The sequence below is a fragment of the Alishewanella sp. SMS8 genome (assembly GCF_030737935.1).
GTDB lineage: Bacteria > Pseudomonadota > Gammaproteobacteria > Enterobacterales > Alteromonadaceae > Alishewanella > Alishewanella maricola.
Window position 1 is genome coordinate 819,206 of the sequence record NZ_JAPJEA010000001.1, and the last position, 23,662, is coordinate 842,867.

Annotated in this window: 22 protein-coding genes and 1 tRNA gene; 5 read left to right on the forward strand and 18 right to left on the reverse strand. The window is 45.0% G+C overall.

Going from position 1 to position 23,662, the window contains the following annotated elements:
* The first annotated feature begins 335 nt into the window (after positions 1-335).
* The 4 genes from ORJ01_RS03720 (at position 336) to ORJ01_RS03735 (ending at position 7,617) form a co-directional block, all read left to right on the forward strand.
* Positions 336-3,116 (forward strand): TonB-dependent receptor, encoded by a 2,781-nt coding sequence (locus ORJ01_RS03720; protein ID WP_306177007.1) that lies wholly within the window; start codon positions 336-338, stop codon positions 3,114-3,116.
* 131 nt (positions 3,117-3,247) lie between these two features.
* Positions 3,248-5,728: a glycoside hydrolase family 88 protein gene (locus ORJ01_RS03725; RefSeq protein WP_306177008.1), complete on the forward strand. Its 2,481-nt coding sequence runs from the start codon at positions 3,248-3,250 to the stop codon at positions 5,726-5,728.
* A 102-nt stretch (positions 5,729-5,830) separates the two neighbouring features.
* The gene (locus ORJ01_RS03730) at positions 5,831-6,835 is read left to right on the forward strand and encodes a pectinesterase family protein (protein WP_306177009.1); all 1,005 of its coding nucleotides are present in this window, start codon (positions 5,831-5,833) and stop codon (positions 6,833-6,835) included.
* Complete coding sequence (locus tag ORJ01_RS03735; protein WP_306177010.1) at positions 6,835-7,617, forward strand: rhamnogalacturonan acetylesterase; 783 nt, start codon at positions 6,835-6,837, stop codon at positions 7,615-7,617. The genes ORJ01_RS03730 and ORJ01_RS03735 overlap by 1 nt, the downstream gene beginning before the upstream one ends.
* Before the next feature lie 29 nt (positions 7,618-7,646).
* On the opposite strand, the gene ORJ01_RS03740 is transcribed toward ORJ01_RS03735, so the two are convergent.
* Positions 7,647-8,780: a dienelactone hydrolase family protein gene (locus ORJ01_RS03740; protein ID WP_306177011.1), complete on the reverse strand. Its 1,134-nt coding sequence runs from the start codon at positions 8,778-8,780 to the stop codon at positions 7,647-7,649.
* Positions 8,781-8,950: 170 nt separating this feature from the next.
* Here ORJ01_RS03740 and pelA point away from each other — a divergent pair, with 170 nt between their 5' ends.
* Positions 8,951-10,162 carry a pectate lyase gene (gene pelA, locus ORJ01_RS03745; RefSeq protein WP_306177012.1) on the forward strand — a complete coding sequence of 404 codons (1,212 nt, stop codon included), beginning with the start codon at positions 8,951-8,953 and terminating at the stop codon, positions 10,160-10,162.
* Positions 10,163-10,274: 112 nt separating this feature from the next.
* On the opposite strand, the gene ORJ01_RS03750 is transcribed toward pelA, so the two are convergent.
* The 17 genes from ORJ01_RS03750 to ORJ01_RS03830 all read right to left on the reverse strand — a co-directional run bounded on the left by ORJ01_RS03750 (position 10,275) and on the right by ORJ01_RS03830 (position 23,523).
* A complete protein-coding gene (locus ORJ01_RS03750; protein WP_226749672.1) occupies positions 10,275-11,405 on the reverse strand; it encodes a sodium ion-translocating decarboxylase subunit beta in 1,131 nt (376 codons plus the stop codon).
* A 28-nt stretch (positions 11,406-11,433) separates the two neighbouring features.
* Positions 11,434-13,218 carry a sodium-extruding oxaloacetate decarboxylase subunit alpha gene (oadA, locus tag ORJ01_RS03755; protein WP_306177013.1) on the reverse strand — a complete coding sequence of 595 codons (1,785 nt, stop codon included), beginning with the start codon at positions 13,216-13,218 and terminating at the stop codon, positions 11,434-11,436.
* 21 nt (positions 13,219-13,239) lie between these two features.
* The gene (locus ORJ01_RS03760; protein ID WP_226749670.1) at positions 13,240-13,482 is read right to left on the reverse strand and encodes an oxaloacetate decarboxylase subunit gamma; all 243 of its coding nucleotides are present in this window, start codon (positions 13,480-13,482) and stop codon (positions 13,240-13,242) included.
* A 223-nt stretch (positions 13,483-13,705) separates the two neighbouring features.
* Positions 13,706-14,263 (reverse strand): membrane integrity-associated transporter subunit PqiC, encoded by a 558-nt coding sequence (locus ORJ01_RS03765; protein WP_306177014.1) that lies wholly within the window; start codon positions 14,261-14,263, stop codon positions 13,706-13,708.
* On the reverse strand, positions 14,260-15,933 hold the full coding sequence (gene pqiB / locus ORJ01_RS03770) for an intermembrane transport protein PqiB (RefSeq protein ID WP_306177015.1): 1,674 nt from the start codon (positions 15,931-15,933) through the stop codon (positions 14,260-14,262). Before pqiB ends, ORJ01_RS03765 begins: the two co-directional genes overlap by 4 nt.
* Positions 15,930-17,219 (reverse strand): PqiA/YebS family transporter subunit, encoded by a 1,290-nt coding sequence (locus ORJ01_RS03775; protein WP_306177016.1) that lies wholly within the window; start codon positions 17,217-17,219, stop codon positions 15,930-15,932. The genes pqiB and ORJ01_RS03775 overlap by 4 nt, the downstream gene beginning before the upstream one ends.
* A gap of 898 nt (positions 17,220-18,117) precedes the next feature.
* The gene (locus ORJ01_RS03780; RefSeq protein ID WP_306177017.1) at positions 18,118-18,549 is read right to left on the reverse strand and encodes a DUF1801 domain-containing protein; all 432 of its coding nucleotides are present in this window, start codon (positions 18,547-18,549) and stop codon (positions 18,118-18,120) included.
* A gap of 104 nt (positions 18,550-18,653) precedes the next feature.
* Positions 18,654-19,007, reverse strand: coding sequence for a VOC family protein (locus ORJ01_RS03785; RefSeq protein ID WP_306177018.1), 354 nt, complete (start codon positions 19,005-19,007; stop codon positions 18,654-18,656).
* Positions 19,008-19,206: 199 nt separating this feature from the next.
* The gene (locus ORJ01_RS16185) at positions 19,207-19,518 is read right to left on the reverse strand and encodes a penicillin-binding transpeptidase domain-containing protein (protein ID WP_371930708.1); all 312 of its coding nucleotides are present in this window, start codon (positions 19,516-19,518) and stop codon (positions 19,207-19,209) included.
* Between the two features lie 116 nt (positions 19,519-19,634).
* Positions 19,635-19,988 carry a hypothetical protein gene (locus ORJ01_RS03795; RefSeq protein ID WP_306177019.1) on the reverse strand — a complete coding sequence of 118 codons (354 nt, stop codon included), beginning with the start codon at positions 19,986-19,988 and terminating at the stop codon, positions 19,635-19,637.
* A gap of 85 nt (positions 19,989-20,073) precedes the next feature.
* On the reverse strand, positions 20,074-20,331 hold the full coding sequence (locus ORJ01_RS03800; RefSeq protein WP_306177020.1) for a hypothetical protein: 258 nt from the start codon (positions 20,329-20,331) through the stop codon (positions 20,074-20,076).
* A 116-nt stretch (positions 20,332-20,447) separates the two neighbouring features.
* Complete coding sequence (locus ORJ01_RS03805; RefSeq protein WP_226749660.1) at positions 20,448-20,987, reverse strand: hypothetical protein; 540 nt, start codon at positions 20,985-20,987, stop codon at positions 20,448-20,450.
* 121 nt (positions 20,988-21,108) lie between these two features.
* Complete coding sequence (locus ORJ01_RS03810; RefSeq protein ID WP_306177021.1) at positions 21,109-21,462, reverse strand: hypothetical protein; 354 nt, start codon at positions 21,460-21,462, stop codon at positions 21,109-21,111.
* 106 nt (positions 21,463-21,568) lie between these two features.
* On the reverse strand, positions 21,569-21,820 hold the full coding sequence (locus ORJ01_RS03815) for a hypothetical protein (protein ID WP_306177022.1): 252 nt from the start codon (positions 21,818-21,820) through the stop codon (positions 21,569-21,571).
* An 82-nt stretch (positions 21,821-21,902) separates the two neighbouring features.
* A complete protein-coding gene (locus ORJ01_RS03820; protein ID WP_306177023.1) occupies positions 21,903-22,196 on the reverse strand; it encodes a hypothetical protein in 294 nt (97 codons plus the stop codon).
* A 114-nt stretch (positions 22,197-22,310) separates the two neighbouring features.
* On the reverse strand, positions 22,311-22,664 hold the full coding sequence (locus tag ORJ01_RS03825) for a hypothetical protein (RefSeq protein ID WP_306177024.1): 354 nt from the start codon (positions 22,662-22,664) through the stop codon (positions 22,311-22,313).
* A gap of 782 nt (positions 22,665-23,446) precedes the next feature.
* Positions 23,447-23,523 (reverse strand) — tRNA-Arg (locus tag ORJ01_RS03830).
* Between the last annotated feature and the right edge of the window lie 139 nt (positions 23,524-23,662).

The following is a 23,662-nucleotide window of genomic DNA, read 5'->3' on the forward strand; positions in this document are numbered from 1 at the left end:
GGAACAGAGATAATTTTTAATAAATATATATAAACAAATAAAATCATAAACTTACGTTTATTTTATTCGTTTCAACACCATCATTTAGTGATTTAACTTGCATCATCAATTGACAGAATTTAGTAGTTGGTGTTAGCTTTTTGCCATCGGTGGCAAAAAATTGCAAGCTTTTTTTGCCACCGGTAGACAATAAGAAGAAAAAGTAAAACCACAAGACATCAAATTTGTAATGTCGCCGAATTATCAACAGGGGAGCCCATCAGCAGCCCCTGAGAAACACGAAAATAGCTAGCATCAGCTGGCAATAGACAAACACTTAAGACAAGGTGAACAACATGGCAAACCGCAGAATCTCGAACAGTGCAAATAGCACCTTTCGCCCCTCCAAATTATGCCGGGCTTTAACCATGGCAGGTTTAGCTTCCCTGCTTAGCACTCAGGTTCTGGCGCAAACAGAACCAACTGTGACGACCGAACAACAAAAAGCAGAAGAACAGATTGAAGTGATTTCTGTTATCGGCAGTTTTCGTGGTAGCTTGGCCAGCGCCTTGAATCAAAAACGCTTTGAAACCGGTGCTACCGATACCATCAAAGCTGAGGATATCGCAGACTTCCCAGATTTAAACCTAGCAGAATCACTGCAACGTATTCCGGGTGTTGCCATTAGCCGAGTGGCAGGTGAAGGTCGGCAAATTTCGGTACGCGGCTTAGGGCCAGACTTTACCCGAGTGCGCATTAACGGTATGGAAGCCCAGTCAACCAGCGGCGGTACAGATGCCATTGGCGGTGCCAACCGCGGCCGGGGATTTGACTTTAACACCTTCTCATCAGATTTATTTAGCGAGCTAACGGTACGTAAAACTGCCTCTGCTAATGTCGAGGAAGGTTCATTAGGCGCTACCGTTGATTTACGCACAGCCCGCCCATTTGACTACGACGCTTTAACCTTCGCTGCAAACGTTCAAGCCGGTTATAACGATAAGTCAGAAGAAATTGATCCCAAAGGTTCATTTTTATTCAGCAATATTAACGAAGATGGTACCTTTGGCTACTTAATTTCTGCCGCTTTCTCTGAGCGAAATATTCAGGACGAAGGTTTCTCTACAGTACGTTGGAATAACATTAATGACTTTGGTCGTTATCGTGGTGCAACATCTGGATCAGAGTTACAAAACATCAATGATGCTTTTCGTCCTCGTTTACCCCGTTACGATTCTTATATTCACAATGTAAAACGCACTGGCTTGGCCACGGCGTTAGAATATCGTCCAAGCCAGGAAACTCGTTTTAATCTAGACATTCTCTATTCAAAGGATGACTCCACCCGCCAGGAGGCCTTTATGCAAGGCATTCTGAACGGTAATGGTCAAACCGGTCCTATGAATGTTTTGGATTACGAAATTGATAATAGCAACACCGTTACTTACGCCTCTTTTGAAAACGCGCTGATCCGTAACGAGTTACGCTACGATGAACTTTCAACAGATTTTTTACAATTCACTTTAAGTGGACAGCATCAATTCACCGATAATTTAAAAATTGACGCCATGCTGGGCCGGGCAAATTCTGAATTTGATAACCCTATTCAAACTACTGTTGTTATGCAGAAAGGTGGTCAGAACTTTAGCTACGATTACCGCGGCAGCAAGCGTGACAATCCAGAATTGTTATTTGGTGAAGGCGTGTTTGATCCGAACGGTTGGACCACCAACAGCGTGCGTTTGCGCCCATTGGGTGCCGAAAATACTTTTGATAATGCTGCTGTTAATGTCGAATACATCCTAACCGACGCCTTAACCCTACGCAGTGGTTTACACTATAAGAAATTTGAGTTTGATACCCGCGAAGCGCGCCGACAATCTGAAAATGCAGCGGGCGTAGTGATGAGCCCGGATTTAATTCAGCAATACAGCGCGGGCGTAGGCCCATATACTAACTGGTTAGTGCCAGACTTAGCCGCTATTGATGCTCGTTATAATATCTATAGCAATACCGGCGACTTTGCCGTTAGCACCGATTTTCGACGGGTAGATAACTATTCAGCTGAAGAGAAGACAGTAGGTGCTTATATTCAATTGGCCTTCGACACAGAGTTTGGTGATACCGGTGTACGAGGTGATTTTGGTGGTCGCTTTATTAAAACGGAACAAACATCTACTGCTTGGGCTACCTTAGGTGGTACACAGCAGCTGATTACCGCGGATCACGATTACAACGAATTCCTGCCATCACTCAACCTAGTGTTTGAACCAATGGATGATGTGATTATCCGCTTTGGCTACGCCGAAGTGTTAGCTCGAGCAGGACTGGGCAGTATTCGCCCGAACGTATCAGTATCGGTATCAGGCGGTGCCCGTTCAGTTAGCGGTGGTAACCCAACATTAGAGCCAACCAAAGCCAAAACCTATGATTTGGGCTTAGAGCTATATTTTGATAACGAATCACTGTTAGGTGTCGCGCTATTCCGAAAAAATATCGACAGTTATGTACAAGGTTTACAGGAAACTAAACTTTTTACTGAAACGGGTTTACCCATTCAAGCCGCGATCGACGCCTGTAACGCAGGTCCAGGCTATGGTGTTGACTGTAACGAAAATATTGAGTGGCAAACCAATACACCATTAAATGGCCCGGGTGGCAACCTATACGGGTTCGAGATTCAGTACCAGATGCCGTTTAGCTTCTTACCCGAGTTCTGGAACCGCTTTGGCTTTATCGGTAATTACACCTATGTTAAAGCACAAATGAACTACATCAATAATACCGGTGTAGTGCTGGCCACTCGTGATTTACAAGGTTTATCAGAAGCTACCCGAAGTGCTACGCTTTACTATGAAGATGACAAGTTCGCAGCGCGATTATCATTAGCGGACCGCTCTAAGTATCTCACCAATGCGATTGGCCGTGACAACAACGATATGGAAGGCACCAATGCGACCCGTAATATCGATGCGTCACTCTCTTATCAGGTAACCGATAACTGGAAAGTCACCTTTGAAGCGCTCAACCTAACAAACGAGGTGGATGATCAGTGGGTTGATTCCAGCGGTAACCGTTTAACTTACTACCATGCAACAGGTCGTCAATACTATCTGGGTGCACAGTATAAGTTCTAACAGTGCATAGCGGCCAAAGTAAGACTTTCGCCGCTTTTTTCGTCAGTTTAGCTTATTGACATTAGCATCCCGTGCCACGGAAGGCCGGATTCTATCGCAGGGATCACCGAATTTAAAACAAGGTTATTATCGTGAACAAGCGTATTTCTCTCACTCTTCCTATCGTTACGCTCAGCAGTTTGCTATTTGCCTGTAGTCCGCAGCAGCCCCCGGAGGCCGCTAGCCATCAAAGTGTCAGCCAGGCTACAGCAACACAGATTGCGACAATTGAAATTGCCAATCCTTCTGAATTTGTTAGAACACAGCAACCTCTGTATCTGAGTTATCATGATTTAGGCTTAACAGCCGAGCAAGCCAAGACGCTGGTTGCCCGTGTAAATAATAACCTAGTACCGTCGCAGCATATTGACCGTAGCGGTGATGGTAACAACGATACGCTGTTTGTTGCCTTAGATTTTGCAGCTGCTGAGCGCATAGCACTATCAATTTTTGACGATGCTACAGCCCTGACACAAAGCAATTGGCCATTACAAACCCAGGCTGAGATCTCACATAAAATCGGCGGTGAGTGGCAAAACGCCCAATATATTGGCGGTACCTTCCAGAACGTGCAAACCTTAACACCTCCGGCACAGTATACCGATCATTCAGAATGGATCCGCTATGAAGGCCCAGGTATTGAATCAGACAAAGTCGGCTATCGCTTTTATCTCGATTGGCGCAATGGCTTTGATATATTTGGCAAAAAAATCAGCAATATGGTTCTGCAACAGGTGGGACTGGATGGCTATAAGTCATACCATGAAATGGCCAACTGGGGCATGGATATCTTAAAAGTGGGTAAATCACTTGGCGCAGGTGGCTACGGTTACTGGGATGGTCAACAAGTACAGCTAGTATCCAAAGTAGGCCAGCATACGGCAACAGTGACCAACAATGGTCCACTTTATTCAGCACTACAAATTAACTATCAAGATTGGCAAATTGCCGATAAAACGCTTACCTTAACGGCGGATCTTTCAATGACTGCTGGAAGCCGCCTAGTGTATACTCGGTTACATATTTCAGATACGCTGGATAATATTGCAGTTGGTTTGGTGAAACTGCCTGACACCAAGGTTATCCAAGGCAATATTGAGATCACCGGTCATGCATGGACGTATTTAGCCACTTGGGGTAACCAGAGTTTATCGGCGCCAGACAGCAAACTGGGTATGGCCGTGCTGTTTAAGCGCGGCACTTTGCTTGAACAAACAAGCGATGAGAATAGCCATGTCGCCGTGCTGCAGCCTGCGGCTAAAACTCTTGAATATTATTTTTTAGCTGCCTGGGATGGCGAAGCAAATGGCATTACAACCGAAGCAGAATTTATTGCCTATTTAGAGCAACAGGTAGAAGCCTTAACCCTAACACCCAGAATGCGTTACAACACCGCCGCAACCCAAGCCGCTTTAGCGCAACCGTTAACAGCAGAGCGCGCCCTTTATTGGGGCGAGCAATTGGCGGCCAGTGAAATGACCCGCCAAACACCCTACTATGCTTACGGTGGCTGGGACTTTGAACGCCGCCGCCCTGCAACCTTTGAGTACACTACCGGCTTATTACTACAAGCTTATGATGATTTGTTGCAGCTAAAACCGAATCCAGAGTGGCAGCAAATGATTAGCGATGTGGTCAATTCTTTTGTCACTGAAGACGGCAATATTCGTACCTACGATATCAACAAATATAATATCGATAGCCTGAACACCGGTAATATGTTGCTGCGTGACTACCTGCGTAACCCGACCGAAAAAGCCCGTAAAGCTCTGGCGCTATTACGTCGTCAGGTGGCAGAACATCCACGTACCTCAGGTGGTGCTTTTTGGCACAAAAAAATCTATCCGCATCAGCTTTGGTTAGATGGCGTTTATATGGGTATGCCCTTCTATGCGTTTTACACCTCTGAATTTGAGAACGGCGCAGATTTAGCTGAAGTAGTAAAAGAATTTACCCTCACCCGAGAACTGCTACGCGATCCGAAAACTGGGCTGTACTTTCATGCTTGGGATGAGTCGAAACAAAAAGGCTGGGCAGATAAAGACACCGGTTTATCACCCCATTTTTGGAGCCGCGGTCAGGGCTGGTTAACCATGGCGCTGGTCGATGTACTCGATTTTATCCCAGTTGAAAATACCGAGCTACGTGCACCTTTGCTACAAATGATTAGCGAGCTGGCCGAGACGTTAACACACTACCAGCACACCAGTGGTACCTGGTATCAGATCCTGGATATGCCTAAGGCTCCGGGTAATTATCTAGAGTCATCAGGCAGTGCCATGTACGCCTACTTTTTTGCAAAAGCATTAAACAAAGGCTACCTGCCTGCAAACTATCAAGACACCGCAATCAAGGCATTTAATGGCTTACTGCAGGAGTTTATTCTGGTTCATCCAGATAATACCATTAGCTTAATTAATACCGTACAAGTTGCCGGCCTGGGCTTTGGCCGGGATGGCAGCTACCAGTATTATATGAGTGAACCGTTATTCCGGAACGATGCCAAGGCCAATGGCCCCTTTATTATGGCTGCGACCGAAATGGCAAAGTTACTTGGCTATCAAGTCCCCTAAGGCTCACATTATTTAACACTCTCTGGGTAGAGAGGTTGATTCTCTCCTGTAGTTCGAGCCGACATTTGTCGGCTCTTTTTTAACACGGCAAGGAGAATGCTTATGTTACGTCTTGTCATACTTTTAATTTTTCTTAGTTTCCCCGCAATGGCTGAACCTATTCGTTTAACGGTGGCTCTGGATGAGTCAGCCGATTTTCGTAGTATTCAAGCGGCAATTAACAGCCTGCCAAACAATGGCCAGCAAGCTATCATTCAGCTTGCACCAGGCCTATATCAGGAAAAACTCTATTTTACCCGTGATAAGGTCGCGCTGATGGGGAGCGGCCGCGAACAAACTATTATCAAAATTGCCGAACTGCGTAGTAACTGGCTAAAACAGCACCCCAACGATTGGGGTAGCGCGGTGGTCAATATCCGGGCCAGTGATATCGCTTTGCTACGCCTCACGGTGCAGAACAGCTATGGTGAACTGACCGGTGATAACGAGCATCAGTTTGCTATTCGTGGCTTTGAAAGCGCCACGCGCATCATTACCGATGATTGCGCTGTTATTGCCGGCGGTGCGGATACTTTAAGTCTTTGGAATAAAACCGATGGCATGTACTATCACCGCAATTGTTATTTTGAAGGCCATACCGATATGGTGTGCCCACGCGGTTGGGCGTTTTTTACCAACAGCACCTTTGTAAACAAAAAAGCCTATGCCACCTTATGGCATGATGGGGAACGGGCAGAATCGCAAAAACTGGTGGTACGTGACTCACACTTTGATGGCGTATCAGGCTTTATGCTGGGACGCCGCCATTATGATGCTCAGTTTTATCTGATTAATAACAGCTACAGCCAGAACATGGCCGACAAGCCGATCTTCCGCCACACCTACCCCAATCAACCCGAGCGCGATCGCGCTAATCTGTGGGGCGATCGGAATTACTTTAGCCACGATAACGAGAATAACGCTATTTACCCCTGGCTTAAGACAAATTTATCACAACATCCACAAAGCATGATTGCAACACAGATCACCGCACGCTGGACTTTTGAGCAGCGCTGGGATCCAGAAGCAGAACTTAAGCAGCTATATTTATTAATGGAGCAAAAATAATGCGCAATACCGCCATCGCGCTAGCCTGTTTAGCCATAACCATTGTCATCACACCAAGAATGGTCACCACAGAGCAAGCTGCTGCCGAATTGCCGAAAGCAAAATTACATCTGGTAGGGGATTCCACCATGTCAGAAAAACCCGAGCTGGCTTATCCAGAACGTGGCTGGGGCCAATTGCTGCCAGAATTCATTCTGCCTCAACTAACCATTATTAATCATGCTATCAATGGCCAGAGCACCCGGCGCTTTATTAGCGAAGGCCGCTGGCAACTCTTGGTTAGCGACGTCAGAGCTGGCGACTATGTGTTAATCCAATTTGGCCTTAACGATCAAAAACACGATGACCCGTTAAGGTTTGCCGCCTCAGAGGGCGATTATCAGGTGTTTTTACGCCGTTTTATTCTGGAGCTAAAAGATCGTCGGGCCATTCCCATGCTAGCTAGCTCTATTTGCCGGCGCAATTTTAGTGCTGAAGGCAGCTTAAAACGTGACTTGGCTGACTACGCTAGCGCCGCGGCTAAGGTGGCCTCAGCAGAGCAGGTGGCCTTTTTTGACTTACAGAAACAAAGCTGTGATTTTATCGAACAACAAGGGCCTGCTGGCAGCCAACCTTATTTTATTCAGATCCCAGCCGATCTGTATGCAAAATTTCCCGAGGGGAAAATTGACAATACGCATCTTAGTATTCAAGGTGCGACTAAGATGGCTCAATTTTTTATTCGCGATTTGCAAGTTAAACAACACCCTTTGGCTTTATATATTCATGCAGAAAGGCTTTAAGCCAATCAAATACCTTCAAACAAACTGAATTAATTGCAATTACTATCAAAAATGTTTTCAAGCCACTGCCATACACGACGCTGTTGAGGGGCAGCGAAGACATGTTCTTGCTCAGGCCAAAGCTCTGTCGTTAATTGTTCGGCAGCGCCATGTGCTTGCCAAAGTTGATGTAAAATTTCATACGCCTGTAGCGTACCTATTGTTGGCATTAATTTATCTTGGCCTCCACTGATAAATAACATCGGCTTGGGCGCTGCGATCCCGGCCATATGCGGGTAATCTAATTGTGCAGATAAACCGGGATGTATCATCCAAAAAGCACTTTGCCCTTTTAACTGATTGTTTCCAGGCGTTATAGTGACGGCATGTGTTGTCATCCAGCTTATTGCAGCAGCTGCATTAATGTTTTCGCTAAGCGCGGCTAACTGCCAAGCTCGAAAGCCCCCCATAGAAAATCCTATTGCAGCAATTTTATTATCATGACTTTCGGGCAGTTGCTGTAAATAGGCCGCTAAACGTAAGTCTTCGTAGGCAGTAAAACCCGCTAAAGAACGTCCTAGTAAGAAAAAGTTAGCCGCAATAGCCTGCTGCGCTTCATAAACAAGTGGACCACGCTCACTCCAGCCCAAGGTATCAGCGGCGAGCACCAGATAACCGCTCTTAGCTAAGCTATCACCAATAAAGTGTCCACCGTAATATTTTTCAGTCCAATCTTTGGCAAGTTGCTGGCGCGGATCGTTTTGAAAAGGACGTATAACCTTTTCTTTTCCAATTGCAAAAAACGCTCCATGATCATGCAGTAACAACACCGCAGGGAAAGGCCCATCTCCTGAAGGCCTCAACAGAAAAGTCGATACACGATTACCCTGTGTTAAAGTTAGCTGCCAGAGCTCTGCTTGATATCCTTCACGTTTTTCTACCGCAATTAATTTTGCATCATAAGCATTATCTTGTGGGGGCCAGAGTAATGCGTCTCTGTATATTTTTCGGGCATCTTCCCGCCATTTCAAAATGTCTTGTTCAGGATTACCCTGCCAAGCAGCACTAAATATTTGTTCGGCTTTTAACACAGGATAAAATAAAGGCAGTTTTTGTTGAAAAACTTGCCCAGTGACAGGCACATTCGACAATAACAACCAACACACAAACAAAACTTTATACATGAAGACTCGTTCTTTTGTAATCCGCGTCTCTTAAGCGTATTACAAATGCGCAGAAACCAATATTTCAAATACGGACAAAAACGCAAAAATCACTACATTATTTTTCGCTAGATGTAACAGTAGCTTCATATTATCTCTTGTGCGACTGCAAACAATAACGGTGAAAATATATGAAATCTCTTTTTTTAATTGGCTTTTTTTGTTTGCTTAGTTGGCAAGAGGTAAGATTGAGCAATGCACCAGAGCAGTCCGTATGGGCAGAGTATTACCTAAAGTCAGCACAAACAATAGAAAATGACCAACAAGTATTAGTACTCGAGTCTCAAGCATTGGACAGACAGAATATTCCCTTACCTACTCCGTCCTCAAAATTTGGATTTGACGTGAATGCTGAGAATGACTGGTATTTTTCATTAGCGGGGCAACACATATTATCCGCGCTACTAACATGGCAAACACCAAGTGGGGGTTGGTCTAAAAGAACAGACATGTCTGTGCCACGACTATCCGGCCAACTTTGGGGGGTCGAGCCCAACTACGTTCCCACTTTCGATAACCATGCTACCACTTCACAGCTTCATATTTTGGCTAAGGCTTATACTCTTCTTAATGATCGCCGCTATGAGCATGCCTTTTATAATGGGCTTTCACTTATTTTACAGTCACAATATCCTAATGGCGGTTGGCCGCAAAATTATCCTCTGCGGGGTAATTATCATGATCATATTACTTTTAATGATGGTGTCATGGTTAATATCATGCACTTATTATTCGCAGTTGCCGAAGCCAAACCGCCATTCAGTTTCATTTCTCCTGAGATTCGTCAACAAGCTGAGTTAGCTCTAGAAAAAGCAATAAAGTTGGTAATTAGATTACAACAATGTGATAGTCAGGGTTATAGTTTGTGGGCAGCACAATATCACCACTTAACACTACAGCCTTCTTGGGCTAGAGCTTACGAAATGCCTGCACTAGCAAGCATGGAAAGTGCTGAGATATTAAGCTTCTTAATGGACCTACCAGAGCCCTCTACTATTTTACAAAATAGGATCCATGCCGCCATGGCCTGGTTTGAGCGTCACCGCCTACAGCAAAAATATTGGCATCCTGAAATTAGAGAATTACAATACCAAGCTGATGCTGGGCCGCTTTGGCCACGTTTTGCTGAAATTGGTAGCAACAAAGCATTGTTCGGCGACCGGGATGGACAGATTTATTTCGATGTACATCAGATTTCTATGGAGCGGCGTCGAGGTTATGCTTGGTATACACAACGACCTGAATTTACTCAAAAAAAATACCAAGAATGGTTAAACAAACATCAATTTAAAATTACTCATCAACAAAGCAACTTCAACTCTTGCATATCCGAAAATAGGTAAATCTTAACAGCAAAACATCTAAAGGACTTAACAGTTATAATTTGGATATATTCGATAAAAAATGACCTCGCAGTAAAGCGAGGTCAACCATTAGATTAAATGGTGTTAAGCACTAACCCACTAAAGCCAGCAGAATACCGGCAGCCACAGCAGAGCCGATAACACCTGCTACGTTCGGTCCCATCGCATGCATTAACAAGAAGTTATGCGGATCAGCTTCTAAACCCAATTTGTTCGATACCCTTGCGGCCATCGGTACCGCAGAAACCCCAGCAGAGCCAATCAACGGGTTGATGCTTTGCTTTGATACCTTATTCATGAACTTTGCCATCAACACACCGGCAGCGGTACCGATAGCAAACGCCACCATACCCAGCATCAGGATGCCCAAGGTTTGGGTCGTTAAGAATTTATCGGCACTTAAGCGTGAACCGACCGCGAGGCCTAAAAAAATGGTAACGATGTTAATTAACTCGTTTTGTGCGGTTTTGCTTAAACGATCAACTACACCACACTCTTTCATTAGGTTACCTAAACAAAACATACCAATTAACGGCGTGGCGGTAGGTAATAACAAAATAGTGAGCACTAACAACAGTAAAGGAAAGACGATCTTTTCGCGCTTAGACACCACACGCAGTTGTGTCATTTGGATCTTCCGCTCTGCTGGTGTAGTTAATGCTCGCATAATAGGAGGCTGGATCAGCGGCACCAGCGCCATATATGAGTATGCGGCTACCGCAATAGCGCCAAGCAAATCAGGCGCTAAGCGCGATGCTAAAAAGATCGCCGTTGGACCATCAGCGCCGCCAATAATGGCAATCGCTGAAGCCTCTTTCATGGTAAAACTTAAACCGGGTACCCAGTTCAGTGCGATAGCCCCAAGTAGCGTAGCAAAAATACCAAACTGTGCGGCGGCCCCTAAAAACAACATCCGCGGATTAGCAATTAAAGCGCTAAAGTCGGTTAAGGCACCCACCCCAAGGAAAATGAGCAACGGGAATAAACCCGAGGTAATACCCATATCATAAAACAGATAGAGTACCCCGCCAGGCTCACCCATACCGGCTAAGGGTACGTTAGTTAAGATTGCGCCAAAGCCAATCGGTACTAACAACAGGGGTTCAAAACCTTTGGCGATAGCCAAAAACAGCAGCAACACCCCAACCAACATCATAATGATTTGGCCAAGGCTAAAGTGCACTAACCCCGTTGAGTCAATCAGTGTTTGAATAGCTTCCATCAGAAATCCTTGTTATCTCAACACTGCATTAATCAAAACTGATTAGCACATCACCGGTCGTGACAGAGTCACCGGCCGCAACATGAATTTTCGAGACAGTACCATTGGCCACCGCCCGCACTTCAGTTTCCATCTTCATCGCTTCCATAATGATCACCACATCACCCCGTTGCACGCTGGCACCCGGCTTGGTCACGATTTTCCAGATATTACCGGCTAAGGGGGCATTTAACGTTGCACTACCGGTAACCGAGGCGCTACCAGGGATATTTTCTGATACCACCGGTTTAACGCTGCTTAATTCACCTGTTGGCGCAACATCAACTTCATACACTTTCCCGTCTACCCGCACGCTATAGCTCGCTGGGCCATTGTTAGTCTGTGGTTGACGCTCTGCCACGGCTGTTTTTGCAGAAGAAGAAGGCATAACCGGTGCAGGCTCAAACGCCGCCGGATTGTTACGATTTTTCAGGAACTTCAAGCCCACTTGTGGGAATAAAGCATAAGTTAATACGTCATCAATAGTATCAGTGGCTAAATCGATGTTTTCGGTTTTCGCGAGTTCGGTGAGTTCTGCGGTAAGCTTCTCTAACTCTGGCGTTAATACATCCGCAGGACGGCAAGTAATGGCTTTGCCACCGGCCAAGACCTTTTCCTGTAATTCCGCATTAACCGGCGCCGGTGTGGCACCGTATTCCCCTTTTAACACACCCGCTGTTTCTTTGGTGATGGTTTTGTAGCGCTCGCCCGTTAAGACGTTTAATACCGCCTGAGTACCCACAATTTGCGATGTCGGTGTGACTAACGGTAAGAAACCCAGATCTTCGCGCACGCGAGGGATTTCTTTTAGTACGTCATCCAGTTTCTCGATGGCGCCTTGTTCTTTTAACTGACTTTCCATATTGGTTAGCATGCCACCTGGCACTTGCGCTAATAAAATTCGGGCGTCAACGCCTTTTAATGAGCCTTCAAACTGGGCATATTTCGCCCGCACATCACGGAAATAAGCTGCGATTTCTGCCATCAGCTCCATATTCAGCCCGGTATCACGTTCTGTGCCTTCAGTGATTGCAACCATTGTTTCCGTTGCAGTGTGACCATAGGTCATACTCATAGAAGAAATGGCGGTATCAAGCATATCAATACCCGCATCAATGGCTTTCTGATACGTAGCGGTGCTTAAACCGGTGGTGGCATGACATTGCATAGCAATGGGTATTTTTACTTCTTCTTTTAAACGGGTAATTAACTCTTCACAAGTATAAGGTTTAAGTAAACCGGCCATGTCTTTAATACAAATGGAGTCACAACCCATATCTTCTAACTGCCGCGCCATATTCAACCACATATCAATGGTATGCACTGGGCTGACGGTATAAGAAATGGTGCCTTGAGCATGCGCGCCCACCTTGATGGCCGCTTGTACTGCGGTTTGCAAATTACGAATATCGTTCATGGCATCAAAGATGCGGAATACATCTACACCGTTGTCGTGGGCGCGTTCAACAAAGCGCGTGACAACATCATCGGCATAATGGCGATAGCCCAGTAAATTTTGACCGCGTAACAACATTTGCTGCTTGGTGTTTGGCATAGCTTTTTTTAATTCGCGAATGCGATGCCAAGGATCTTCACCTAAATAACGTATACAAGAATCGAAGGTGGCCCCACCCCAAGATTCCATTGACCAGTAACCGACTTTATCTAACTTGCTGGCGATTGGCAGCATATCTTCTAAACGTAAGCGGGTAGCCAACAACGATTGGTGTGCATCGCGCAACACCAGCTCGGTTAATAACAAAGGCTTCGTCATGCCAGTATCCTCTTGGTCTGTTTATTGTTTTTGACGGTACTGATGCACTGCAGCACTAATAGCAGCAATGATAGTAGGGGAAACACCGCCGGCAGCCGTTGTGCTGACGTGAGATGATTTTTCGGTTTGTTTAACAGGGAAATAACGCTGGATCGTTTTGCTCATGAGTTGCAGTAACACCACTAGCAAAAATAGAAAAGTAAACACCGAGACCATGCCTATCAGCATCAATCCCGCCGCTTCAAATAGTAAATCAGCAACCATCGTTAAATTCCTCAACGTGTTTACACAGTGGCGCTTGCTTAAAAACCTTAGCAAGCGTTAGACAATAGTTAACAAAGTATGGTCTAAACTATTGTGATAATAAAATAAATTAGCGTGATACTTACTATAGGTCTTGTAGCCGATTGCCCGCTTAGCGTCAAGAGTTAAGACATTTAAATTTCTAGACATCCAAACAGCTAAATATGCCCCCCCCCCACATACGTTATTGCTGCTGCACAGCTAAGGTGATGTCCTGTAATAACTGCTGCCAACCTATACTCAAGGCGTTTACCATGGCTGGATAACCGGCATCGGCCAGCGGTACCTGGTACAAAAAGGCTTGTGTTTGCACTCGTTTCTCGTCGCTAATACTGTAACGGCCACTGACCACAGCCTGACCATCCGCATCGGCATAAAAACGGTCTATATCTAAGCGTAATAGCGCAACTTGTGCGGTCGGCTGTGGCAATAACGCCAACTTTGGCACACTGGTCAATAAATACTCGGCAAGCTGACGTTGCAACTGTTGCTCTAAGGAGTCTGTCCACAGATGCTGTCGCGCGATACTAAACTCGACCTTTGATTGTTGCACCACTAAACCACTGCCATTTAAATAACTCGCCACTCTCACTGGCGCAATGGCTAATGCGGCTATCGCTGCTGACTCGACTGGCTTGGCACTTGGTGCTGCAACCTGATAATAACGTGTACTATTAACAGTGTTGCTGCATGCACTTAAGGTGATTAGCAAGGCCAGTATAACAAGTAAATGTAGTTTCATTGTTGAGCTTTCCTTGGCTGCGGATCGGCATTATCACTGGCATTGATCAGTAAGGCATTACTTTGCTGATTTAACATTTTCAACACCGGTTGTAACTCTCTTAGTACCTGATCCATCATTTGCAAATTCATTCCCGCTCGTTCATAAGCGGTTGACCCTGGGCTTACCCCGGCTAACGCTTGGCGTAAGTCATTTAAGCTTTGCTGTAATTCACTCGGTAACTGCTGTAACTCAGGTTGGCTAACAAACTGCTGTAAGGTCGCTAATAATTGCTCACTGCTGGCTAGCATTTGCTCTGTTGCTGCCAAGGTTTGTTGGCCCTGCGTTAAGAATTCTTCTAATTGCAGATTATTGACTTTATCCAATGCCATCAGCACTTTTTGTTCAATGTTACTAAAACCGCTGCGCGCTGAGGGTAAGCTGGGATAACCCGCTTGGCGACTTAACAACAACTGCTCGTTATACAACGCTTGTTGCCGACTATCGGCTAATAGCTCGCTGTTGATATCCAAATCGACATAAAGTGCTCCCGTTAATAAATTACCGGTTTTTAATACGGCATGTAGGCCACGACTTACCGCCTGGCTAAGTTCATTACCCAATTGCGCTAAGGTGAGGTTTTCATAAAGCCGGCCGGCTTCAATTCTTAACAGAACAGGCACCCCCTGATTCAACGAAACTTCAAACGGTTTTTTCATCGCGAAAAAGAACGGTACACTGGTAACGGTACCCACTCGCACTCCTCTAAACTCAACCGGCGCACCGGCCTTTAAGCCGCGTACCGATTCATCAAAAAAGACCAGATACTCTACAAACTGATAATACATACCGTCTTGAATACTTTGTTTATCCGGAAACAACTGAAACTCGGTACCATTTTCGGCCGCGGCACCAACAGGCCAACCATCTAGCACATCAAAACTGACACCACCGCTCAGTAAAGTAGCGGCAGAGCCCACATCCACTGACAAACCTTCTGCCGATAAGTCGATAGACAAGCCACTACTCAGCCAAAACCGCACATTTTCAGTAACCAACACGTCAAAAGGTTGTTTGATATATAACTGATAATGCGTACTGCGCGTGCTTAGTTCAAATTCGCTGCTTTCCACGGTGCCCACTTCATAGCCTCGGTATAACACCGGATCACCAATGGTTAAGCCGCCCGCATCAGAGGTTTGTAATTTTACACGCACACCAGGTGCATCAGCTGAAGCAACGGGTGGGGTATTTAATAACGGATGGGTGAGCACCACCCGAGTCGCATCACCGGGTTGTAATTCAATATAAGAACCCGACATCAGGGTATTTAAGCCGGTTACACCACCTCGACCAATTTGAGGTTTTACCACCCAAAACTGTGACGCTTCGTTTAACAATGGCGTCACATTCGGTTTCATACGCGCTTTGATCATCACTTGACTAAGATCTTCACTCAATTCAACCGAGACCACCTGACCAACATCGACATTACGATTCTTAATTTGGGTTTTACCGGCAACAATACCTTCCGCGTTTTCTGCCACGAGCAACAACATCGCGCCTTGTTGCTGAAAATGGTTATATAACATCCACAAACCAATGAGGATAGCGACGATAGGCACTACCCAAATCGGTGACCACTGCTTGATCGGACTTACCTCGGCCTTCACTAACTCTGCCTCTGTCACACATCTCTCCTTGTCTCAGCTTGCTGATCCCACAGCAAACGCGGATCAAAACTTATTGCCGCCAACATGGTAATCACCACCACTGCAGCAAATACTAACGCCCCCACTCCGGGATAGACGCTCATCAGCAAACCGAACCGTACCAAAGCTGCCAAAATGGCCACCACTAACACATCGACCATAGACCAGCGACCTACCCAATCCACCAATAAGTAAATTTGCGTGCTCATCTTACCTTGTCTGGCTGTGGGGTACTTTGTCAAATAGCATAACCAGAACATCACGATGATTTTCACTATGGGCACCACCACACTGGCTAACAATATCACAATCGCCACCGGATATTCGCCGTCTTGCCACATTAACAATAAACCACTAATGATGGTTGAGTCGGTAACACTGCCAAAAGAGACCGTACGCATTATGGGTAACAAATTTGCCGGTATATACAAAATACAAGCCGCCAGCAAAAGTGCGAGTGTACGCTGCAAGCTCTCAGGATTGCGGGCATGCACCCTACTATGGCAGCGCGGACAATGCGTATGCTGCTCACGCATAATCGCGGTGCAACACTGGCATAATTTTAGCTGTTGGCTTAAACCACTTTGCCCGACTTTCGCCGCTACTGCCGGTTGCGGGCTCGGCGCAATCTTCGACCAGAGTTGATGGCGGTCGATCACCTGAAAAGTACGTAAATGAAATAAACAAAATAAACAAAAAGCCCAAAAGCTTGGACCCAGTGAAATATCGGCATCGGCAACCAACTTAACAAAGCTGATTAACAACCCCATCAAAAAGATGTCCACCATACTCCATGGCTTCAACATAAACAGCACGCGGGCCACCCAAATACGCGCTGGCAAACGGTAAACCATACCCAACTTTAAATAAATCACTGCCACCATACAAAATGCTGGAACCGCTTGGATAAATAACCAAACTAAGATTGCTAAGCTTTGGTGATACTCATTAAACAATACCGAAGACGCATCAAAAAAATGCATTTCGCTATGGTTACCGGCTAAGCCCATACTGACGAAAGGAAATAAATTCGCCATTAACAACATAAACAGCGCCGAAGCCGCATAAGAGACTGGACGTAAGATGGGCTGTGGCTGTCTTGCATCCAGCTGAGAATGACATCGGCGACAATGCGCTTCTTGTCCGGCTTGCAAACTGGGTAATTGTTGTAATAAATCACAATGCCGGCAGAGCACCAATTCGTCGTTTGGCGCTGAAGCAGCAGAAAGAGATGGTGGAAGCGTTTGACCGTTAGCGATGGACACGAATGAATTTGCCCTCGAGGAACTATGTTGCTGTTATAGCATATTTTCGAAAATCAAACGACTAAATATCATGGTCACGGGTAGCGGCATTATTGCAAAACTATGGCGTTTCGCTTGACACCTTTATCTCTTAATATAAATGACTCAAAGTAACCGCAAATTTCATTTGCATCAGCCTGTAATTATTAACATTTTCGCCGTTGGCGAGATACTTTCTTTTACGTCGCTAAAAGAAAGCATCCAAAGAAAATGCGCCTCCACTTCCGCTCGAAAGCCCGACTGCTCATGCGCTGTCCAAGGCGAAAACGTAACTCGCGCGCCGCTACCGTCGCCGCACTCAAACACCCGTTTTCTTAAAACCTTGGCCAACAATGATCAGTCGGCTCGCTCTAAGGGGAATATAAGCCAGAGCGGTATTCGCTTAGCTATAAATGACCTCTTTTACCCCAAGTAGTTTGGTCTTCATTTCAGTAACTTAGCCTAAGCGGCGAGGCAAGATTTCACCTGCGGTGAGATACTTTCTTTTGCGTCGCCAAAAGAAAGTATCCAAAGAAAATGCGACCCTACATTGCTGCGAAAGCCCGGCTCAACCTGACACGACCAAGGCGACGAGGTAACTCGCTCGGCACTACCGTGCCTCGCTCAAACACCCCTCGTCTTAAAACCTTGGCCGCGCCAAGTTGACCGGCTTGCAATGTAATGGGGTGAACAGCAACAAACGACCCAAGCTTTTGAAGTACTTTTGGGTTGCAGCTTGGCAAGTTAACAGCGAAGAAAACGTTGGCTTAAGGCGTCTTTTTCAGGGATGAAAAAGAGGAGCGTACAGGGATTGTATTTACATTTAATAAGATGATAGTAGTAAACTTTTTCGCCGTTGCCGTTTAGCTTGAGTAATGGGTTAACTGTCGTTATTTTCGTTATACCGAGCATTTATCTTCTCGATGGAGTTAATAACTAGCTGCTCCAGCACAGTTGTATCTAGATCGGAAAGGCGCTTGAAGTATAAACAGGATTTGGTCATACGGTGCTGGCCAAGCTTACAGAGCAGCGAGGCATGGGTTGTATCTTCGCAGCTTAAATAGACAACAAGTTCTCGTCCTCTGATAGCGAAGCCGGTTAAACACATTTCTCCCGTTCTGCCACTCTCGTATTTGTACTTGTATGAGCCATAGCCGACGATGCTTGGACCCCACATCTTCGGTGGCTGCCCTGTAATTTTCTTAAACATCGCCATTAGGGTTTCACAATCTGTCTTTTGGCTGTCGTTAGCACGTGTGGATATGTAGTCTGCAACACTGGCGTGAGTTGCCTTTGTCTTAAGTGCAGCCATTTTTATCGTTCCTCAGAGAATTTTTTGTAGCGCCTTACGCCCAAAATTAACGCGCTGCGGGTTGGTGTTCGACAGCCAGTGGCAGCAAGTGATGCGTATTGTTATCAGCTGAACTCACGTATTTGAATATGATTACCATCTGAGTCTGCTATGTTACATACCTTAAATATTGGATTAGACCATACACCTGCAAATGACTGACCGCCCAGCTGCTCGGCTTTCAATTTAGCGGCATTAAGATCATCGACTGCCATAAACAGCTTAATTGAATTGAAATCTGGTGTAGGCATTGTAGTTAGTGGAACATGGATAACGATATTAAAGCCGTCTTTAACCAGACTAACGAGCTCTGACGTTTCCCGCGTCACGTTCATCGAAAACAACTCAGTATAAAATTTAGCAAGCGAATGAATATTATTAGAATATATTAAAGCGCCATTTTTTGCCGGTCCGTTCATTTCTATTCCTTATTACGCAAATGATGCAATACATTATAACGCTTAAATCAGCCGCCGTTTTGGGTGGCTGCATTCACTGATTAGGCGGTAAATAGCGCTTTGCATTTTTCTCACCTAGCGCCTTCGCAAAACGTTCATACGCCCAAAGTGCACAATACCGCATAGCATAACGCAAATTCTGATCCTGATTATGAGGTTCCTACTCTCTTTTAACGCCATCCCACGGAAACACCTGAAATGCGTCCTTAACTATTCCGGCATCTAACGCAAAAAGGGTATGAGGGATTTTGTTGGTGGATGCGGGTGAGTAGCACTGATTCGCTCGTGCTCTATCATAAACACTGACTTTTTCGGTTGAACCACGACCGTCAACGATAAGAATAGTGCCGGTTGCTTGATGCTTATCGAAGAATGCTTGCCAATCAGGCTTGTCAGAAATTTTCTCCTGAGTGAAAACGTCAGGACTAAAAATTACGAAAGGTAACAAAAAAATAAAAAATTTAATATTCACTATGCATCCAAGTGAGCCTAACGCCTTAATTAGCAAAAACATGTTGGCTAAATTGCAGCGGCGCAAAACCAAGCCAACGTAAATTTGTGCAATTCAAACCGCGAGTTAGAAATACCCTAGGACCAAGCCGGAGGCCAGCCAAATAGCAATATACTTGCAAAAAACAAAGGGACTGAAATAGCCGTTAAAAAGTAACCATATATCATCGGTGAGCGATAAAGGTCACAAAATTTAATACCGGAGCTTGAATTGGATTCTTTATATAGTTTCTGTATTAAATACTTAGTGGTTGGCCAAGCTTTTACAAGATCACCATTGCTCATAATGGTCGGGGTACCAGCGTGCTGCCATTGTTCCGGATGGTGCTTTTTCAACTTGATTAAAAAAGTCCACTGTATAGCACTACCGATAAACAGCATTCCTAAAAAGTAAATTAGTGCTATAGCGGTTGGGTGTGTTATCGATTCCATTTTGTTCTCCTCAGCGCCAAATTCAGCGCAGAAAACTTAGCCGCGCTTTAACATCGCAGCTAGCTATAAAGTTGGCTTGTTATAACTAATCTTGTTGCAACTTACTGACTTCACGCTTTATAAAAAACCACATGAATAATCCCCAAAATAACCCACCAATTGGAAACAACACAAGCGCGAGAAATATACTTTCGTTAAAAGGTATGCTGTCTATAAAATGCATGATCGCTGACCACAGAATGGCTGTTGGCACTCCCCAGCCAAGCACACCGTGTTTTAAAACGTAAGACCATTTACCTTTTCTAACCAAAGCCTTTAGCTTTTCTGATTGGTGTGGGTGCATAAACTTAACCATTTAAAGTTTTAACGTACGTAGCACAAGCCGAAACCCGCGCAGCGTTTGAGGACCAGGCCACGCTTTTTGTTGCTGGAACAAAAATTAAGCAATTTTTTATAAACTTAGACACTGTACCATGTGGGTTTTGGCTCTTTTGAATTCCACCCCCAATCTTGTAATGTTTCAATGACGTGCTCACGGTCATATTTATCATAGTAACTTGGATTGAGCCCCGTTCCTTGAAAACCTTTAAGCTTAGAGGCTTCAAAACAAGCTTCTTCAGAGTCCTTGCGAGATGTAATGAGGGTACCGTTAGGTCCACCAAACTGAGGCAATAAGCCCGTAATTTGATATTCTTGACCATCAGAGCCGATAAATATGTATGGTGATATAAACAGTATCTCAAGGTCTTCAGCTGCATCCAACCAAGATTGTTGTGGACGATTAATAAGTGAACTCAACAACTTCACATTCTCATTGTCTGGTGCGTCAATATCTCTGTAGACCAAAAAGTCTACGAACCCACCTTCGTCAAAAGACACAACCCAACGCTCTGAAAAAGCGTCCACCTCAACATCAATGCATCCCATATGTTCGCGATATTCTATGCGAATTGGATATTTCTCTTCACTCATCAGAGCCAGAAAATCGAAAAGTTTCATCTTACCCCTATTGGCTTTTAACACCTGCCTAAGCGGCAATTACTAATCGGCTAAAATATTGAGCGCAGCGACAATAGCCCATTATTAATTGTCCGAGCTTGTGAGCGAATTGAGGCACTTGTTATGTGCCATTAATCAACTGTAATTCACAGTTGCTATAAATAACTGCAACTAGAGCTTTTTTATTAGCTTCATTATTGTATTGCAACTCAATGAAACCCAAACTACTGTCACTATCTATTTCACGAGATAATTCATGGGAATATCGTAGGTTTACCAATTTATGTTCAAACATAAAACCATCGCTTGAAGCTTGGTGTTGTTTCGCCATGAAAACTCTGTTGATCATATCAACGGCTTCAGACTCAGGGATATTTAAACAATCCCTATTAGATTGCTGGACATAAAATGAAACAGCAAAAATAGATGTAAAGCATAGTAATATCACAAGTAAAATTTTAATCACACGCTTCAATATACGACTCCAAACTAGCTAAGGTACATAACGCAAAGCACACAGGCGACGAGCCGCGCAGCGGGTTGACGTCCCAGCGACCAACGGGAGCGAGTGTTGCGTATTGTTAGGGCTGACTTGCATATTGAACCCAAATACTTTCAGTTGGATGATGTTCTTTAATTGTTTCAATTGCATCCTCCAACTCGCTTCTGATTGCCCCACTGACGGGGTGATTAAATCTGGTAACATTTACGCCTTTTGCAACCAACTCTTTGTGGTTGAGTTCCGTTAATACATTGCTACCTGCCCAAATGGTAACACCAGGCAATTTAACGACTTCATCCAGAGCTCGTGCTTCAAGTATCAGATAAACCATGCTGAAGCCCTAACGCCGCGCTTTGCGGCTGTTTTGGAGCGCAGCGAACAAAACAGTCCGAAACAGCGCTTTGTTATATCCCTTACTCGACGAAAAATATTAATGGAATTGCTGCTACTCCCAAAACCACAATTCCCCTAGCAATATAGCCGAACACTTTCCAGCTCGTATTAAACGCACATTGCCACAGACCTACAAAAACCCATATACACCAGAGCACACTGAATACAGCAACAGTGATTAAAAGAGCTATTGAATCGCTTTCAAGCAAAGGATCTATCGCTGTCGTGATTACGCCTCCAAGCAGAAAATTGTGTAACCAAAACACTTCCCAAAGTTTATTTTTGCCTGTGAAATTATTTAATATGTAACTCATGACTTTCCTTAAAGGTCAGGATATAACGCTGCCAGCAGCGGCCGAAACCCGCGTAGCGGTTGAGGTCCAGGCCACGCAGTGGCCATTGCTGACTGGCCTTGTTAACTGTTGCTGCTAGACTTTCCATCTTTGCTTTAGCTTAGCTGGGATCACTGCTGTGCCAGCTACAGCAAAAGCTAAAATTATCCAATCTAGCGCTGAAAGAAATTGTCCATAAGGGTCTGTAAGCTGGATAAACAACTCTTCGCTAACCTCACCTTCAAGAAACCAAAGCATTGGTGGGACGAAAAGGTAAACCACAAGACAAACAAAACACCACAAATAGCACCACACGACGGCCTTTGCTATCTGCTTGAATGGTGATTTCCAAAGCACAAATACTGAATATAACGCTGGCAAGAGCAGATAGAAAATACCGGTTACTACTCTCAAATAGCTATATTCAGCGTAGACAATATTTGATTCCACGATACCAATCTCGGACAGTTAACAGCTTATTCGACGGAAAATTCCTTATTTAAAAACGGACTTTTCAGCCTTTGTAAAATTCATGCTACTGACACTACATCGATTTTGACCTTTTAACAACGAGTAATAGGTACAGAAACTTTTATTATTCGTGATTAATACTGAAACACCCGCTCAACGAAACGCGATGCTCTTTCGATATGACTTGTCTGTAATAACAACCAATAATATTTAGTAAATGTCTTAGGGAGAAGACCACTTTTGGCACAAACAAGCTATTCAACTAAGCGAATACCACTCTGGCTTTTTATTCCCCTTAGAGCGAGCCGACTGATCATCGTTGGCCAAGGTTTTAAGAAAACGGGTGTTTGAGTGCGGCAGCGAAGCATAGCGCGAGTGATGTTTTCGCCTTGGACAGCGCATGAGCAGTCGGGCTTTCGAGCGGAAGTGGGGTCGCATTTTCTTTGGATACTTTCTTTTGGCGACACAAAAGAAAGTATCTCGCCAACGGCGAAAACGTTTAGCTAATTAACAATATAGGCCTTAAATGACAAACCCGCTCAAGCGTTAACTTAAGCGGGTTGCTTCGTATAGGGTGGACGCAGGAGGATAACAGGCGGCTATCCTGCCGCCTGCCCTACGGGTCGCACTAAAGTGCGCGCCAACTTATTCCCGATAAGTTTGTCGAACCTAACGGAGCTTCTCACCCGCCTGCGTCAGTTTGCATCACGTCAAAATGAAAAAACCCGCTATGGCGTTAGCCGTAGCGGGTTCTTCGTATATGGTGGACGCAGGAGGATTCGAACCTCCGACCGCTCGGTTCGTAGCCGAGTACTCTATCCAGCTGAGCTATGCGTCCAGGGTCAAGCAAGTTGTCTACACAATGATTAAAGTACTGTGTAAGGTACTGCCCAATTTAAGATGGTGGACGCAGGAGGATTCGAACCTCCGACCGCTCGGTTCGTAGCCGAGTACTCTATCCAGCTGAGCTATGCGTC

Coding starts and splice junctions, on each gene's coding strand:
- ORJ01_RS03735 (WP_306177010.1), top strand. CDS start 6,835: ATGCGCAATACCGCCATCGCGCTAGCCTGTTTAGCCATAACCATTGTC.
- ORJ01_RS03780 (WP_306177017.1), bottom strand. CDS start 18,549: ATGGCTGCACTTAAGACAAAGGCAACTCACGCCAGTGTTGCAGACTAC.
- ORJ01_RS03800 (WP_306177020.1), bottom strand. CDS start 20,331: ATGCACCCACACCAATCAGAAAAGCTAAAGGCTTTGGTTAGAAAAGGT.
- ORJ01_RS03805 (WP_226749660.1), bottom strand. CDS start 20,987: ATGAAACTTTTCGATTTTCTGGCTCTGATGAGTGAAGAGAAATATCCA.
- ORJ01_RS03760 (WP_226749670.1), bottom strand. CDS start 13,482: ATGGTTGCTGATTTACTATTTGAAGCGGCGGGATTGATGCTGATAGGC.
- ORJ01_RS03740 (WP_306177011.1), bottom strand. CDS start 8,780: ATGTATAAAGTTTTGTTTGTGTGTTGGTTGTTATTGTCGAATGTGCCT.
- ORJ01_RS03750 (WP_226749672.1), bottom strand. CDS start 11,405: ATGGAAGCTATTCAAACACTGATTGACTCAACGGGGTTAGTGCACTTT.
- ORJ01_RS03815 (WP_306177022.1), bottom strand. CDS start 21,820: ATGGTTTATCTGATACTTGAAGCACGAGCTCTGGATGAAGTCGTTAAA.
- ORJ01_RS03795 (WP_306177019.1), bottom strand. CDS start 19,988: ATGGAATCGATAACACACCCAACCGCTATAGCACTAATTTACTTTTTA.
- ORJ01_RS03820 (WP_306177023.1), bottom strand. CDS start 22,196: ATGAGTTACATATTAAATAATTTCACAGGCAAAAATAAACTTTGGGAA.
- ORJ01_RS03730 (WP_306177009.1), top strand. CDS start 5,831: ATGTTACGTCTTGTCATACTTTTAATTTTTCTTAGTTTCCCCGCAATG.
- ORJ01_RS03720 (WP_306177007.1), top strand. CDS start 336: ATGGCAAACCGCAGAATCTCGAACAGTGCAAATAGCACCTTTCGCCCC.
- pelA (WP_306177012.1), top strand. CDS start 8,951: ATGAAATCTCTTTTTTTAATTGGCTTTTTTTGTTTGCTTAGTTGGCAA.
- ORJ01_RS03765 (WP_306177014.1), bottom strand. CDS start 14,263: ATGAAACTACATTTACTTGTTATACTGGCCTTGCTAATCACCTTAAGT.
- oadA (WP_306177013.1), bottom strand. CDS start 13,218: ATGACGAAGCCTTTGTTATTAACCGAGCTGGTGTTGCGCGATGCACAC.
- ORJ01_RS03785 (WP_306177018.1), bottom strand. CDS start 19,007: ATGAACGGACCGGCAAAAAATGGCGCTTTAATATATTCTAATAATATT.